The sequence below is a fragment of the Chitinophagales bacterium genome, from assembly GCA_041392475.1.
In the GTDB taxonomy this organism is placed as follows: Bacteria; Bacteroidota; Bacteroidia; order Chitinophagales; family UBA2359; genus JAUHXA01.
Window position 1 is genome coordinate 1,062,501 of sequence record JAWKLZ010000002.1, and the last position, 17,224, is coordinate 1,079,724.

General features: G+C 36.7%; 12 protein-coding genes. 6 read left to right on the plus strand and 6 right to left on the minus strand.

Annotated features, from left to right (window positions below):
• The first annotated feature begins 324 nt into the window (after positions 1 to 324).
• The gene (locus R3E32_17665) at positions 325 to 1,587 is read left to right on the plus strand and encodes a thioredoxin family protein (protein MEZ4886564.1); all 1,263 of its coding nucleotides are present in this window, start codon (positions 325 to 327) and stop codon (positions 1,585 to 1,587) included.
• 81 nt (positions 1,588 to 1,668) lie between these two features.
• On the opposite strand, the gene R3E32_17670 is transcribed toward R3E32_17665, so the two are convergent.
• Positions 1,669 to 2,418, minus strand: coding sequence for a LytTR family DNA-binding domain-containing protein (locus R3E32_17670; GenBank protein MEZ4886565.1), 750 nt, complete (start codon positions 2,416 to 2,418; stop codon positions 1,669 to 1,671).
• 46 nt (positions 2,419 to 2,464) lie between these two features.
• On the minus strand, positions 2,465 to 3,520 hold the full coding sequence (locus R3E32_17675) for a hypothetical protein (GenBank protein ID MEZ4886566.1): 1,056 nt from the start codon (positions 3,518 to 3,520) through the stop codon (positions 2,465 to 2,467).
• A gap of 105 nt (positions 3,521 to 3,625) precedes the next feature.
• On the opposite strand from R3E32_17675, the gene R3E32_17680 reads away from it, so the two are divergent.
• The 4 genes from R3E32_17680 to R3E32_17695 all read left to right on the plus strand — a co-directional run bounded on the left by R3E32_17680 (position 3,626) and on the right by R3E32_17695 (position 8,247).
• Complete coding sequence (locus R3E32_17680) at positions 3,626 to 4,264, plus strand: porin family protein (GenBank protein ID MEZ4886567.1); 639 nt, start codon at positions 3,626 to 3,628, stop codon at positions 4,262 to 4,264.
• Positions 4,265 to 4,698: 434 nt separating this feature from the next.
• On the plus strand, positions 4,699 to 6,348 hold the full coding sequence (locus R3E32_17685; protein MEZ4886568.1) for an NAD+ synthase: 1,650 nt from the start codon (positions 4,699 to 4,701) through the stop codon (positions 6,346 to 6,348).
• Positions 6,349 to 6,455: 107 nt separating this feature from the next.
• Positions 6,456 to 7,544, plus strand: coding sequence for an A/G-specific adenine glycosylase (gene mutY, locus R3E32_17690; protein MEZ4886569.1), 1,089 nt, complete (start codon positions 6,456 to 6,458; stop codon positions 7,542 to 7,544).
• 70 nt (positions 7,545 to 7,614) lie between these two features.
• Positions 7,615 to 8,247: a flavin reductase gene (locus R3E32_17695; protein MEZ4886570.1), complete on the plus strand. Its 633-nt coding sequence runs from the start codon at positions 7,615 to 7,617 to the stop codon at positions 8,245 to 8,247.
• Positions 8,248 to 8,269: 22 nt separating this feature from the next.
• Here R3E32_17695 and R3E32_17700 read toward each other — a convergent pair whose 3' ends face one another.
• Both R3E32_17700 and ligA read right to left on the minus strand, forming a co-directional pair.
• Positions 8,270 to 9,559 carry a DUF4403 family protein gene (locus R3E32_17700; protein MEZ4886571.1) on the minus strand — a complete coding sequence of 430 codons (1,290 nt, stop codon included), beginning with the start codon at positions 9,557 to 9,559 and terminating at the stop codon, positions 8,270 to 8,272.
• Between the two features lie 198 nt (positions 9,560 to 9,757).
• A complete protein-coding gene (ligA, locus tag R3E32_17705; protein MEZ4886572.1) occupies positions 9,758 to 11,887 on the minus strand; it encodes an NAD-dependent DNA ligase LigA in 2,130 nt (709 codons plus the stop codon).
• Between the two features lie 211 nt (positions 11,888 to 12,098).
• Between ligA and R3E32_17710 the strand changes: the two genes are divergently transcribed.
• A complete protein-coding gene (locus R3E32_17710) occupies positions 12,099 to 12,710 on the plus strand; it encodes a hypothetical protein (GenBank protein MEZ4886573.1) in 612 nt (203 codons plus the stop codon).
• Here the strand turns inward: R3E32_17710 and R3E32_17715 are convergent.
• Together R3E32_17715 and R3E32_17720 are read right to left on the minus strand one after the other, a co-directional pair.
• A complete protein-coding gene (locus R3E32_17715) occupies positions 12,707 to 14,779 on the minus strand; it encodes a PAS domain S-box protein (GenBank protein MEZ4886574.1) in 2,073 nt (690 codons plus the stop codon). The genes R3E32_17710 and R3E32_17715 overlap by 4 nt on opposite strands.
• 60 nt (positions 14,780 to 14,839) lie before the next feature.
• Positions 14,840 to 17,149: a hypothetical protein gene (locus tag R3E32_17720; GenBank protein MEZ4886575.1), complete on the minus strand. Its 2,310-nt coding sequence runs from the start codon at positions 17,147 to 17,149 to the stop codon at positions 14,840 to 14,842.
• Positions 17,150 to 17,224: the final 75 nt, after the last annotated feature.

Genomic DNA, 17,224 nt, shown 5'->3' on the forward strand with positions numbered 1-17,224 from the left:
TCAAACCATTATTTGGACTCTTGAACTTATGGGGTAATTTTCAAGAGTCCAAATAATGCTGCCTTAAATGGTTGGTTTAATCGTAACTAGTTCAATACCATACAAAATTTGTAATCACTAAACACAAATTTCGTCCAAAGTCTAAAATGATTATGAAGATTGATTTTATACAGGAATTTAAACAATATTACCTCTCTTAAAATATTTGACAACCACTTCACCAATCAATATAAGTTGGCATAATTATTGAAATATTTTCAATAAAACCAAAAGAATAAACATATAATACACCAGTAAAATATTATATGCTTAATTCTATTTTTTATGAACACGCCCATTAGAATACTTATATTATTACTATTTTCGTATTTAGTACCTGATACTTTATATGGTAAGGGAATAAATTTTATCACTGGAAGTTGGAGTGATATTCAGACCCTTGCTTTACAAAGCGAAAAACCTATTTTTGTTAAGGTTCATACTGATTGGTGTATTCCTTGCAAGGATATGGATTCAGCAATTTTCTCAGAAAATGAAGTTGGTACTTATTATAACGAACACTTTATTAACTTCATTATTGATGTTGATAGTCCAACAGGAACTCAGTTTAAAAATCAATATGAGGTTAATTTCATACCTGATTTATTATTTTTTGCACCTAATGGAACATTATTGTTTAGAAATAATAACCTGAATAATAAGATTCAATTACTTACTCTTGCTTATAGCGTTTTGCATCAATTCTCAATTAATAAAGAATTAAATGAGGGTTCCTCTAATATTGCAGAAAAGCCCCCTACTGCAATGAGTATCGAAATAATGCAAAAGCAGTTTGATTCAGGCTTTCAGGCTCAAAGTTTTTTACATGACTTTGCTTATGCCCTTGAAAATCATGCACTTCCTTATGAAGATGTCGTAAATAAATACCTATATAAAGAGCGAAAGAAAAAAAGCTTACTATCTGCTAAAAATCAAAAATTTATTTTTCACTTCTCAGAAAATGTACAAGTCCAAGCGTTGGATATATTGTTGCAGAACAAGTTATTTTTTGCAAAAACCTATGGGCTTCAAAATATTAATAGCAAAATTAAAAATACTTTATTCAATTCTACTTTACAGGCTGCATATAGTAAAAACTATCGTTTGTTTAAAAGAATAAAGTTATTAGCTAAAAAGGCATCTTTTAGTGATGAAACTAAATTTCTCTATATGCTTGATTCTAAATATTTTGAGTATTTAAAGGATTGGAAAAACTATATTGAAGTAACGTATAATTTCATGAATAAATATGATGATGACGATCCTATTTTCCTCAATAATCAAGCAATTTCAATACTTAAGATAACTGAAAATAAGGGAACATTGAAGGAAGCAAAAAAATGGACTGAAAAATCCATTTTTATAAATCCACAGGATTACAACTATCAAACCTATGCCTATATACTTTATAAACTGGGAGAAGTAAAGGCTGCTAAAGCAGCAGCTTATCGGGCTTCAAAGTTTAACCGAGGTAATCAACAAATAGAAAAAAAGGTAGTAATGCCTAAAACAGCTATCCCTAACACAAAGAATTACGTGAAAACTTAGCGGTTCTGTTTATTCTCATTAACACAACAGTCGGATAGTAGTATAGAATTTCTGGTTTCAGTTACTACCTGACTCATTTCTTTATATTCTGTATTTCAAATTGTTCAGGGTTTCTATAAATGCTTTCTTTTTTCGAGCAGATACATACACTTCTGAACCATCGCTTAGTTCTACAACTCCTTCCTTTTTGTATTTTGCAATATGTTTTAAATTAATTAGATGACTTCCATGTATTCGATAAAAATTAGAATTTACTAAAAGATCCTCGTAATACTTCAATGTCTTGGTGACTAGAATTTTTTTTCTATTTACTGTATGAAATACCGTACAATTGCCATCGGCTTCACACCTGATTATCTCTGAAATATCTACAAATGTGAGTCCATCGATACTCGGAAGTCCCAATTTTTGAAAGGCTTGTGTAGGTTTTGGAAGATTTTTAATAGCCACTGCATCGGAATTTCCCCTTCTTTTGAGATAGCGGTTCACCGCTTTTTGCAGTTCTAAAATATTAATTGGTTTCAACAAATAGTCTAATGCAGAAAATTTAATCGCTCTAATTGCATATTCATCGTAGGAAGTGGTGAATATCACTGCAAACTGTATATCTTCTATGCTTTCAAGGAGTTGGAAACCTTCATCAGCTGCGGGCATCCGTATGTCTAAGAAGACCAATTCTGGTTGATATTCCAGAATCATTTTTAAGCCTTTGGCAGGGGAATCTGCCAATCCAACTATTTCTACTTGTGGGCAATATTCGTTCAATAAATTTCGAAGGGTGTGGCGACTTCCCTCTTCATCATCTACAATTAAACTCCTAATCTGAGTCATGGAAATATTTTTTTTTGGTAACTATATTTTAAATATTTGTGCGGTGTTATAATCGAGGTTTGTACCCTGCTTTTTGCAGAAATACTTGTCCATCTTGCAGTTTCATTAATTCTGCAACCGTAATATCTGGATTTTTTTCCATAAACTTTCGTACTATTTGCCACCCGACCCATATAGCTGTCTTACCTGGAGATTCTGGGGGCATACCACTTGTAGTAGGGGCTTCGTTGAGAAATTTTTGAAATTCTCGGTATTTTGGGCTAAAAAGCCAGTCACCTTCTACAAAGAAATTCCACATCATGGGTTCACTTCCTTTACACCATTTTAATTGCTCTTGTGAATAACCAATTTTTAAACTATCGGGAGTATCGGGAAGCACTATGTCTAATAGATATAGCATTTTACCTTCTTGAATCATAAAATCAATCAAGAGGTTGTACTCATTTGATTGTGGATACAATTCCTGAAAGTATGCTTTTAGTGTATTTGGAATGATGTAAGGCTCTTCAAAACGCTGAGATAGATAGGTAGGGATACCAATGGACTTATAATAGGGGTAGTCTTTACCAAAATACATGTCCAAATTAATCGCCAAAATATTGCTGCCGTAAGTTGCTGCGGCAGGACCGAATTCTGCTATATGGGTATAGACTGTGGGGATTTGAACTTCTGGTAAATAATATTTTGTATATTGAAATGCTGTTGTAAATTCTTTTTTTAAACCTTCTAAATTTGGATACTTTACCATTGCAGTGTCATAAAGGCTTTGAATGTCTTTATTTTTTAGAAAAGGAATCATGGCATTTTGGTAACTTCTCGCACTATCTATTGCACCAAAGTTCATTAGCTTTTCCACATAAAAATTGAAGTAATTAGGGTATTTTTGGGACAATTCATCTAAACCCTTTTCATAATTTGTGGTGTCTATGTTAAACAAATCTTGCTCAAATCGTTTAAATGATAGGTTTACATCGATATTGGAAATATCAGGTTTTTCTTTGGTAGTTTGGCAAGCATTGAAGAAAACAGTAAAAATCAACAAACATATTAATAAGAAAAAATTGATGCTTGCTAAAACAGGCTTATAGGCATTTATACTCATGTAGAAATGTAATTTTAGTAATTAATGAATATTTTTAAGTCTAAACAAAACCAATATTTCATTTGAATAGTTGATTGAACATATTTAAACCATAAAAAAGATGCTATGAAAAAAATGACTTTCTTCTTTGTAGGTATTTTACTATTATTTAGCAATGTTCTTAACGCACAAAATTGGCGTTTTGGTTTAACATTGGCTCCTACGACCAACTGGCTTACCAATGAGAACAAAGATATTGAAACCAGTTCTAAGTTGAGTTTAGGTTATGGATTAATTGCAGATTACCAGTTTGATGAACGATATGCAGTTTCTACGGGTTTCTTTTTCAACAAGGCTGCGGCAAAGTTTACTCCTGAACCCCCAACCATTGGAGATACGAGTGAAATCAGCCTCAAAGTGCAATATGTGGAAATCCCATTGACTTTGAAGTTGAAAACCAATGAGTTTGGTTATCTGACTTATTTTGCCCAAGTGGGTTTGACTCCAGGTTTGGCATTGAATAGTCGCTACGACCAAGAAATTTCGGGAGGCGAAGACATCGTGAATGAGAAAGCAAAAAAGTTTGTAAATAACATCAATTTATCTGCAACGATTGGCGGTGGCTTGGAATATTCTATTTCAGAAACTACTTCTTTATTCGCAGGTTTATTTTTTCAAAATGGATTGCTCAATGTGATTGAAGACAATGATGGTGATAGGATGTCTTTTGGTAGTCTAAGTTTGCGGTTGGGAATATTCTTCTAATATTGCTGAGAAAATAACTTTACATTTTTTTGAAAACCTCTCTTTTCTCACCTTTTAAAAGAAAGACAAAGATTGTAAAGTTATTTTTTCTTTTGGACTTTGGACGAAAGAAGTAGGAAGCAAGATGCGAGATATAAAAAATTGATAATCAAAATCTTAACCTAATGATACAATTGATTGCAAATAATTGATTATCAATTAATTAAGTTTTTACTTTCTATATCTTTACCCCTTCGCTCAAAGTCTAATTTCCTTGTTCCTTGATGTATTTTTAAGTAAATGTTTTCCAGCCATTTAATTCAATTCCCCTTCTTACTCATACCTCAATTTCAATAAATTTCCAATTATTTCTCTTTGTCCAGAACTTTTTCTTCAATCTTAGTGTATAACTAACAATAAGTCTATTTTACAAGCAAACTCGTAACAATAAATATATGCGAATAGCGATTGCCCAGCAAAACTACCACATTGGCAACTTTGAAGCCAATTACCAAAAAATTCGTCAAGCAGTTCAAGCTGCAAAAGCACAAGGAGCGGATATCGTAGCCTTTCCAGAATTGGCAGTATGTGGTTATCCTCCTCGTGATTTTTTGGAGTTTCGAGATTTTATCAATAAGTGCCAAGGAGTTATTGAGAAATTGAAGGCAGATAGTGAGGGAATTGCAATTGTCGTTGGTGCGCCAAGTATCAATCCTGTGATTGAAGGAAAAGACCTCTTCAATTCGGCCTATTTTATTGCAGATGGTGAAGTACAGCACATTGCAAACAAGGCATTGCTACCAACCTACGATATTTTTGACGAGTATCGCTACTTTGAACCTGCCCATGAATTTTCGGTGGTAGAATACAAGGGCAAAAGAATTGCACTGACGATTTGTGAAGATATTTGGAATATTGCGAATGAAAATCCATTGTACAAAGTTTGCCCTATGGATAAATTGATTGGGCAAAAACCTGATTTTATGCTCAATATATCCGCATCTCCTTTTGCCTACAACCATTCTGAAGAACGCAGATTGGTAGTCGCTGCAAATGTGGAACGCTATAAGATTCCGATGATTTATGTCAATATGGTGGGCGCACAAACGGAGGTGATTTTTGATGGTGGTTCTTTGGTGATTGATGATGCGGGCAATACAATTGATGAAATGCCTTTCTTTGAAGAATGTATGCGGGTGTATGAACTTGCCCCTCTTTTCAATGCCAAGCGTGATGAGGCAAAGGACAAACTTCAAGTCAAAGAAAAAATGGACTTGATTCACCGTGCCTTGCTCTTGGGAATTCGTGATTATTTCGGAAAGTTGGGCTTCAAAAAGGCGATTTTGGGATTGTCGGGGGGCATTGATTCAGCACTAACCTTGGCTTTGGCGGCTGAGGCTTTGGGCAGTGAAAATGTGTATGCAGTGATGATGCCTTCCAAATTTTCTTCTGATCATTCCATCAGCGATTCGGAACAACTGGTGAAAAACCTGGGCTGCAAAGCTGACATCATTTCGATTGAAGATGCTTTCAATGCTTTTACCAAAACCCTTCAACCTCAGTTTGGCGATTTGCCCTTCAATGTAGCGGAAGAGAACATTCAGGCTCGTTCGAGAGCAGTGATTTTGATGGCTTTGTCGAATAAATTTGGCTATATTCTACTGAATACTTCGAATAAGAGTGAGGCAGCAGTGGGCTATGGCACATTGTATGGTGATATGGCTGGTGGTTTGTCGGTCATTGGCGATGTCTATAAAACAGATGTTTTTGCATTGTGTCACTACCTCAATCGAAACGGAGAAATCATTCCCGAAAACATCATCACCAAACCTCCTTCTGCCGAACTTCGACCCAACCAAAAAGATTCGGATTCTCTGCCTGACTACGATATTTTGGATGAAATTTTGTACCAATACATTGAAGAACGCCAAGGCCCGAATGAATTGATAGCAATGGGTTTTGATGAAAAACTAGTGCGCCGTATTTTGAAGCTCGTCAATACGAATGAATACAAACGCTACCAAACTCCTCCAATGCTTCGTGTTTCTTCAAAGGCATTTGGTATGGGAAGACGGATGCCGATTGTAGGGAAATATTTGTCGTGAAATGGCTGAATGGCTATACAACAGAACCATTCAACCAATAAATGGTTGTATTTGTCGCTTGAACCTACGAAGTCATTTTGCTTTCACAAAACCTCAACCATTCAACAATGAAACACCCTTTCACCGAGTACCTCCTTCAATGGGCAAAAGAAAATCCCCGAAACCTTCCGTGGAAAGACACCAAAGACCCCTACAAAATTTGGCTTTCTGAAATCATTCTCCAACAAACAAGAGTAGCACAGGGGAAACCATATTACGAAAAATTTGCTGCAACTTACCCAAAAGTAGAAGACTTGGCGAATGCTCCCGAAGATGAGGTGATGCGGATGTGGGAGGGTTTGGGTTATTATTCTAGGGCGAGAAATATGCACGCTGCTGCAAAGTATATTGCCTACGAATTGAAGGGAAAATTTCCTGATTCTCACAAAGAGATTCTGCAACTGAAAGGCGTAGGTGCTTACACGGCTGCTGCAATTGCTTCTTTTGCATTTGACCTACCGCATCCTGTAGTGGACGGCAATGTGTATCGAGTTTTATCGAGAAGGTTTGGTATCGAAACTCCAATTGACAGCACCGAAGGCAAAAAAGAATTTGCGCTATTGGCAGAAGAACTGCTGGACAAAGAAAATCCAAGTGTTTACAATCAAGCCATTATGGACTTTGGTTCACTTCAATGCACACCCAACAATCCCAACTGTGGCAACTGCCCATTGCAGGAAAACTGTGTGGCTTTTCACAAAGGTTTGATTTCCAAATTGCCGATTAAAGGCAATAAATTGAAGAAGACAACTCGTTATTTTCACTATTTGATGCTGCAATTGCCCAACGAAAAGTTTTTACTGCAAAAGCGGGTAGGAAAAGGTATTTGGAGAAACTTGTATCAATTCCCACTAATTGAAGGAAATCAACTCCTAGATTTGGAGGAATTAAGACAAACCGAAGAATGGAATCAGCTATTTATCAATCAAAAAACTACGGTTAAAAAAGCCTCCAAAACTTACAAACACTTATTAACCCACCAAACTATCTTCCTTCAATTTTTTGAGCTGCAATTGAAGGAAAGTCCTCCTACCCTATCGGATTGTATTGAAGTAGATGCTGCTGACTTTGACAACTATGCTTTTCCGAGAGTGATGAATCGTTTTTTGGAGGATAGGGAAAATCGAGAGTTGGGGCAGTTGGATATGTTTTCATAAAAAAACCCAACGTTCACAAACAATTACCTGCTATGGTGGTTATGACTCCTCAAATCCAATTTATATTTTCATGCACCTATCAAAAACCGACATCCAAAATACTCCTCGCATCAAGCGACTGAATATCATTAACTCCATTACTGGTGTAAAACCTGCAAACCTAATTGGTAGTATTTCCAATGACGGTCAGACCAATTTAGCCATTTTCAGTTCTGTGATACACTTGGGTAGCAATCCTGCACTTTTGGGATTCATTTCCAGACCTTCGGGAGATGTTCGCAGACATACACACGAAAATATTATCGCCAATGGATTTTATACCATCAATCATGTTCACCCTCATTTCATTGAAAAGGCACACTATACTTCTGTCAAATTTGAAGCCGAAGAATCGGAATTTAAAAAATGTCAGTTAACCGAAGAATGTTTATTTGACTTCAAAGCTCCTTTTGTAAAAGAGAGCAGGCTGAAAATAGGCATGAAATTTTTGGAGGAAATTCCTATCAAAGCCAACAATACTATTTTGGTAGTTGGAGAAGTTCAACACATTGTAGTTCAGGAGGAAGCGGTGGACAAAAAAGGTCATATTGATTTGAATCAATTGGATAGCGTAGGGATTTCTGGTCTGAACAGTTACTACAGATTGGAAAAGTTAGCCCAACTTCCTTATGCACGAATAGCAGAATTACCTGATTTTCAGTAATTTTCTGTTCACAGAATAATTATCAGCCAACAACCAGCACCCATTCTGTTCCTACTTTTCCTTCAATGTACAATGCGGCATCTGTCAAGTAAATATCATCGACTTCAAAATAATTCAAAACGCCATTCAAATTGGCGTAATCTTCAAAGTCAATATTTTTCATTTCACGCTCCAAAAAAGCAGGTAATTGTTGGAGTAGGTGATTCGCACCTTGTTCCATTTTTTCGTGAAGGAAATGTTCAAGGCTTTTTTTTGCCAAACGACTTCCCATTTGCAGCCACCTATCGTCCGACTCCAAGGAATAAGAAAAATCATTGATAGTTAGTTTTTTAGCAGCTTTGTCATACATAGGAACAAGTTGTAGATAAGCAACGCCTGCCAGTTTTTTGCTGAACATACCCCATTTTACATACGCATTGATTTTGGATTCTGCTACCAAGACATTGTTATCAGTTCCAAAACGAATGTAATCAATCGTCAGCCATTGTTTACCACCGTCAAACTCGAAATGTTTGTTTTCAAGGAGTTTAGACATGGCTTCAAAACCTATAATAGCAGTCGCATTTTCACGTTTTGGCAGGACTTGTAAATAGTTGTTAATCAAAAAATCAGGCAAAATACGAGTTCCTTCATAGCGGCTTTGGGCAGGCGCTCCAAAAATGGCTTCTGGTTGGACAGGTAAATTGAGGGTAATCTCTATATGATTGGTGGCAACCATAAACGATCCTACTTCCACTTTGTCTGCCTCCAATTTTACATCCAACCATGTATCAAAATCATCGTGCAAACTGATAGGTTCTCTGAGTATTTTCCACGCATCCTCCACATAAGAATGTACATTTAGTTCTTTTGCAACCCATTGATCTATCGAGTTTGCAAAGGTATTGACCTGATCCTGAATGAAAGGACTTAAAATTCCTGCCAAACCTATTTTTACCAAGACGACCTCCATAAAAGGTTTATGTGTCCATTCAAAAGTACCCGTCGTTTGGGTAAACAACTGCCAACCATTGTTTAAAATAGGCTTGAGACGGTAGTTTACTTCAATGTCAAACTCTGTTTTGTCGACTTGCGGTGTGTAAATATCAAAAACACCCAATAGTTGCTTTTTGAGTTTCATTTTTGCCCATACATGCAGGTGGGCTGTCAGCAACAAAAAACCATCTTGCCCTACGACTTTGATAGGAGCAGTTTTCGTTACCTTCAAATCAACCATATTGCCGCCCTGTTCGTCGTGCAAAAGTGTTTCTTGAAAATAGGCATTTGCCTGTTTTTCAACAACTTCAATAGGAACTTTGATTTGTAGATTCAATGGGCGTACATTTGATGGTGATTCGTCAATAGCAATTTGCAGATGGGATAATCAGCTTTTCCTCATAAAGTAAAAGCAAAAACCTTAGTCTCCCTACTAAAAACTTAGATGAACTCAAAGTTAAAAATAAAGGGCATTTTGGAGGCTATATTGTTGAAAAACTAATTGCTATCTAACTAATCACAAGTTCTGGTATAACTATAACATTGCCAAAAATTCTTCCTCACTCAAAATGGTAATCGTGTCAATCGTCTGTGCTTTCTTCAATTTCGAGCCTGCTTTTTCGCCTACTACCAGATAATTCAGCTTATTGCTGACGCTACTAATCAACTTACCACCATTGTCTTCCACCATTTTATGGGCATCACTTCGGGTAAACTGTTGAAGTGATCCTGTAAACAAAAATGTTTTTCCCTCCAATTTACCACCTACCGCTTTCACCTCTGTTTGCAGCTTTTTGGTGTTCACTCCAAAAGATTTGAGTGTTTCAATCAATTGCAAATTTTGCTCATTTTGAAAAAACTCGACAATATTGGCAGCTACTTTAGGGCCAATATCAGGAAGTTCCTGCAATTTTTCAATACTCCAATCCTTCAATTCCTCCACATCGTTGATGACTTCTGCCAACATTCGAGTAGTACTTCGCCCCACTTCACGAATCCCCAAACCAATCATCAAACGGTAAATTGGTTGATTTTTGGAGGCTTCAATACTGGCTTTCAAATTTTCGACCGAACGCTCGCCCCATTTATCCAATTGAAGAATACGGTCATAATCCAGTGTGTAAATACCTTCAATGTTTTGCAGTAAACCCTCTGCTACAAAACGCTTTACAATATCTTTTCCAAGTCCACGAATGTCCATTGCACTTTTAGAAACATAGTGAATGATGCGTTCTTCGACCTGTGCAGGACATTCTAAATTGATACACCGCCAAATGGCATCACCTTCGGGCTTCACCAATTTTGTACCACAAGAAGGGCAATTTTCGGGAAACAGAACAGGCTGTTCGCTGCCATTGCGGTCTTTTTCGACCACACCTGCAATGTATGGAATCACATCTCCTGCTCGTTGGACAATCACTGTATCTCCAATGCGAATGTCTTTTTCGGTGATATAATCCTCATTATGTAGAGAAGCATTGGAGATATTCGCCCCTGCCACATTTACGGTTTCCAATTTGGCAACGGGAGTTATTGCACCCGTCCTACCTACCTGATATTCAACATTCAATAATTTAGTTGTAGCAGCTTTGGCTTCAAATTTGAGCGCAATCGCCCAGCGAGGATGATGCCCTGTTGCACCCAGACGGTCTTGCAGTTTGTAGTCATTCACTTTGATGACCATTCCATCAATTTCATACGGATACGCATCTCGTTTTTCTCCCCATTCATTGCAGTAGGCCACCACGTCTTCAATATTTTGAAAAACATGGCTTTTGTCTTTTTCGTCCTTCAATGCGGTTTTGAAGCCCAGTTTATAAAGCAACCTCATGCTATCATCGTGGTTTTTCAAATCACCCAAATTTCCCAAAGCGTCTAAGCCGTCTGCTTTTGTTGCCAAACCTACTTGATAAATGAACCCTTCGAGTTTGCGCTCCATAACTTTTGAAGAATGTTTTTGACGAAGCGCACCTGCCGCCGAGTTTCGAGGATTTGCCAACAAATCTTCCCCATCGGCAGCCCGTTTTTCGTTGATTTCTTTGAATCGTTCTTTGTGAATGACTACTTCACCTCTCACTTCTGCTCGCACAATGCCGTATTGCGAAAAAGCTGCGGATAGAGGAATCGTGGGAATAGTACGAATGTTGTTGGTGATATCGTCTCCTGCTACGCCATTTCCACGAGTTGCGCCACGAACCAACTGATCGTTTTCATAGATGACGGCAATGCTCGCTCCATCAAATTTAGGTTCTACCGAATATTCAATTTGTTCTTCTTGAGCTAATTTCTTTACTGTTTCATCCCAATCCAGCAAATCCTGACTGCTGTATGCTTTGGCGAGTGAAAGCATGGGAATGAGGTGGTTGACGGTCGTGAAATCATCGGACAAACCTTGTGCTACTCTTTGGGTGGGTGAATCAGCAACAATGAGTTCGGGATAGTTGTCTTCAATGGCTTTGAGATAGTCAAACAAATAATCGTAGTCGGTGTCGGGAATAATGGAGGCTGCTTTGACGTAGTAGAGCCAATCGTGGTATTGTATGACTTCTCTGAGTTCTACTGCAATTCCAAACGCAACTTCTTGTTCGGGAATGGAGGATTTGTTGTGTTGTAGTAATTTTTGGGTAAGGTTTTGGAGTGCTTGGGTTTGTTTGGTATCGTACATATTTTTGTATTGTTGTTTTTTGTTTTGGTGTGTTGAGGTGTTAATATTTTGGGGTTTTCTATTGGATTTTTCAAAAAAAATAGCGTATTGCTATATAACTTATTTTTTTACTAAAACGTTCCTTTTCGTATTTCTTTTTTTGGAGAACGATTTGCTAACAAAAATACGGTTTTTCACTTCAAAATGCTATATTTAACTTTCAATCAAGGATATGAAAAAAAACAATAAATCAGTAGTTGTTGAAGAAATTCCTGCTTTGGGTTTGATATTTGCAGATGTGTTGGCAGTCGGAATATTGATTGGTTTGCTATTGCTTGCCTATTCTTTTTTCTTCAAATCTTCTCATTTACAGATGCTTAATACCCGTGCATATCAAAACATCTTGCTCAATGAATTTGAAGATGCTTTTGGAGCAGAGATAGCTTCTGGAAGTATTCACAATGAAATGGATGGAAATCAAATTCGATGGGGATTTCATTCTGATTTACTGTATGCAAATGGTTCGGAAGTATTGTCAGATGGAGGCAGGAGGATTTTGAATCTTTGCAGTAAGGCCTTACTGCAAATTCCTGATAGTTTGTATCAGCAGATTCAAGTGATTAGCTTTACAAAGGGTGGGCAATTACCTCAAGAAAGTTTACTCAGGAAAGGCGGTATGAATGACTATTTTGACTTGGCTGCAAAGCGGGCAAAGAATATATCAGGCTATTTGGTGGCAAATACAACAGGTGTTTCGGCTACACGCTTCAATAGTTCTATGCAGAGAATTGATTCCAATGCTTTGGATGACAGAAAAACAGAAATAGTGATTTATTTGCACTAATTTTCTTTCTTGCAGATGGTGAAGTAGAAGGTAGTGCCTTTATTGAGTTCGGATTCTAACCAAATTTTTCCGCCATGTTGCTCTACTATTTTTTTGCAAGTAGCCAAACCAATACCTGTACCTCCATATTCATACTTACTGTGTAGTTTTTTGAATAGCAAAAATATTTTATCGTTATGCTCAGGGGCTATGCCTATTCCATTGTCTGATACCGAAAATTGCCAGTGAGTGCCAAAATCGATTGCTGATATTTTTATAATTGGGGAAACGTTTGGATTTCGAAACTTAATGGCGTTGACAATTAAGTTTTGAAATAATTGAATCATCTTGGTTTGGTTGGCTGTAAAGTTTTGAGGAATATCTGAACATTCGATTATTGCATTTTGCTGATCAATTGATTGTTGAAGTCCTTGTATTATTTTTTGAAGCAATACGTCCATATCAAAAGTTGCCGCAGTATGAACTTGGGTATTTACCCGAGAATAATTCAGTAAATCATTGATTAGCAATTCCATATTCATTACAGATTGTTTAATAAATTGTAAAAATGAAAGTGCTTCCTCGTTTAAGTCTTCTGAATAACTCTCGGTTAGGACTTCAATCAGCCCCATAATGGTAAGCAATGGTTCTCGGAGGTCATGTGAAGCGATGTAGGCAAAATTTTCTAATTGTAAATTTGAATCAATGTATTTTTGCAGTTCTTTGTTTTTTTCGTCTAATTCTTTCGCTTTCTCCTTTAAGTCTAAGAGTGCTTTTTTCTTTTCCGTAATATCCTGAATCATTAACACTCGGTATCTTGCCTCGCCTAATTCATTTCTCACTGCAGCTAAAGACACATTCGCCCATATTATTGAGCCATCTTTGGTGATGTATCTTTTTTCAAAACTAGAATCTTTGCTATTTTGATGTTCAACATCCTTGAAACTTTCGGTGTGCTTTTGTGTATCCTCAGGATGCGTAATGTACATTGCGCTCATATTCTTCAATTCTTCAATTGAATATTGAAGCATTCGAGAGAATTTTTTATTTACGTGTGCCAGCAGGTATTCACCTGAATAATCATCAATTACTATACCTATGGGGCTTTCTTCAAATAAACTTCTAAACAAAGATTCGCTTCTCCGCAGTTCGGTTTCTGCTTTTATGCGTTTGGTAACATCCCTAAAACTCCAAACACGCCCTACTATTTTAGTTCCTATTCTTTGTGGCTGTGAATATCTTTCAAATATTCTTCCATCTTTAAAGTATAAAACATCAAAACTAATGGCTTCTGGATTGTCATACAGTTCCCTTACTTTGGAAATAAATTGTTCGGGATCTTTCAATTGAGAAAGTACATACGTCAAACCATCGGCTTCGTTTTTACCAAAAGCCAGCCCCAATGGCATCTTCCACATTTTGACAAACTGTTGGTTGAAGCGAACCATTTTTCCATGTCCATCTGCAATTAACAAACCATCGGCAGTACATTCAATAGTTGCTTCTAAAAGAGATAGAGATTGCGCTAGTCTTTCTGTTTGAATTCTATTTTCCTGCTCACGTTGCCTAATAAGCTCATCATTTATTGCACGTTCAAGTTCTGCCTCTACTCTATTGGCGCATACCTTCAATACCGTTGTAACTAAATCAATATTTTCTAAAGGAAGGGTATCTAAAACGGCAATATGACCAATACACATTTTTTTATCATTAAACAAAGGGATTCCGACATAACTTTGTATCCCCCACTTTACTAAGTCAATATCTTTGGGATAGAGTGTTTGTACTCTTTCAGGAAAAATTTTTATTCCTTGCGATAAGACGTGTTCACACGGAGTATGAAGTATTTCATATTCATAGTCTTTCACCAGTCCATCTGCTGCCCACAACGACTTGGCTCTCACACGATAGCTATCTCTTAGAAATTCACCAATTAGCACATATTTTGATCCAATATTTTTTGAAATACTTTCTACAACTGCATCAAAAAAACCAGCACCCTGTGCAAGGGCAATTTCATACAGGATATCAAACAATACATTTTTATCTGTATTTGACAACGAATCGAAAGAATTGGTAGATTGAAGCATAATTGATGTGTGTTAGATAACAAGAATTTGCAAGTATTATGCCACAATGAAAAGAAACATTCAATCTATGACATAACCGTTGAGCATAAAACGATTGCTTTGACTTAATGGATAATAAACATTTGTAGATAAAGGTCTAATCAATAATTCGTCCGCCACAATATCTTCTGCAATCAAAACAATTCTAATAGGATTATCCGCATTTTGAAGGGTAAATACATGGTCAGCACGCACCCAATCTTTGTAAATATCCAATCTTTCTTTGGGGTCAAAATATACTTGATCTACTTCTGCATTGTCAAGATTGAATTGTTTGTAACTAAAATCTGGAAATGCGGCGTATTTATCATCCGATTTTACCCAAACTGAGGCAATGTATTGCTGCCCTTCTTTGGCATTTGGAAGTTTTCCTTCAAAAAGCATCAATTCTCCTTTGGTTTCATGTATGGCTTTGTCGCCAAACAATGCGCCTGAGAAATTACCGTCCTCAAAACCTTGAATTACAACATTGTTCACACTATCTGTACTCCAATATTCTTGAGGTGTATTGAAGTGAAAAAGACTATCTTTTTGCGTTTCAAATATTTGCTTGGCATTTGATAGTTCATTATCAAATGCACTTAGCGGCAATTCATACAATGTTTCATTATCATTTTGGTAAATGAGTTTCGCCTTTTGAAGCAATCGCTGTTCGTCAGGCATAAAATTTTTGCCATGAGTGACAAGCAATAAGGGCTTATCATTTGGATATTCCTTCAAAATTTGTTTTTCAATAAGAGGATTGCTCATCAACTGCCCCATCTTCAATGATTGAAGAATAGAATACCTTCCCACAAAAATACTGTTCATGGGTAAGCCTGTTTGGTAGGACACTTTGCAGCCAAAGTACAATCCACCTGCGCCTCTTTCGCTTACATACAGTTTTTCAGAACCAATATTGAAGTAAGGAAAAACCATCATTGCCTGAAAGTCACTTACCTGATGACCTTTTTCTATCAAAATATCTTTGTAGTTGATTGTTTTGCCATAAAAATCATGGTTTTCTACATTGGTTTCTCTTGTATATTTTTGTTTACTTTTAATCAAATAATATCCTTCCATTGCCCATATCCCAAACGCTAAAAAAAGCATTGTTGCGGCAATCGTTTTAACTCCCTTGATGCTCATTCGCCTGAAAATCAAAAAGAAATAAAAAGCAGTATACACTGTAAAAACATAATAGAACACCCATGCAAACCTTCCTAATGAACGAAATTGTCGAAGTTGGGGCAGATAGTCCAATAAAAAAGCAAATCCTTGCTCAAATGGAATACACATTGAGTAGAGTAGCACAATCACCGAAGCCCAAATAGCAGTGGACAAATTGGCGGGCAAAACAGGGCGGAGCATTTTCGCCCATTGTCTTTTTACCACATATTTGAAGCCCTTGATAAGTGTGAATAGAACGGCCAAAACACTGATGAATCCTATATAGACATATCCTTCAAATTTAGGAGGATGGTTTTTGTAAAACAATTTCCAAAATTCCCCCAAAGGAGGATCTGTAGAAAATAAGATACTTCGGGGTTCGGCATGATAGAAAAAGAAACCAAACGGGGATGTATGTAAATCAGTTGTTGGGTCAGTGACTATTTGGAAAACTTTGAAGACTACAATGGGTACAATAGCACTGAGTATTAAAGAAACGAAGTGAGAAAGTTGGAGTTGTTTTCTAAAATATTTTTGGAGAAAATAAACAAGAGCATAGGCCAGTATAAATACTGCATCAATGAGTAGATAATAAGCATGTATGAATGCAAAAAACAATAGTGCGATTATCTGCAATACTGCCCATCGGTAAGGGTGTTTTGAATTTTCTTGCCGCAACAAAATATACCAGGAAAGCGGTATAACTGTCAAAATAGCAAGTGCATAATGCCCTAAAAAACGATGAAACTGAGGAGATAGGTGTGCAATTAATAACGCCGTTATCATGGCATACCATACAGGAAGTCGGTAATGACGCAAAATGAGGAATAAAAATAAAATACAAGGTATAATAGAGAAAATCATACACCAATTGACAATACCAATGGTATAACCTTCAATATTGACAATAGACTCATTGATCCAATGTAAGGGCATTGCTATCGAAGGCATTGCATCAACATACATCAAATAACTACCGAATGGATATCCCATTCCATTGAAATTCCACCTCCCACCATATTTAACATAATAAGCTGGGCCATAATAATTTTTGATCCCATCTCCATAGGGCGCAAAAAGATAGTCATTAGCATTCCAAATAATATCGCCCCAAAGCAGGAATGTGACTGCGAAAGAGCATAAGAGGAGAATGGAAATAGGATACTTTTCGAGTAGTTTCATAAAAAAAATGGTACCAAATAATTTTGAAGCTAAATTAGAAGCCAGATTTGGCAAGCAAGTTAAATAAAAAAGCGC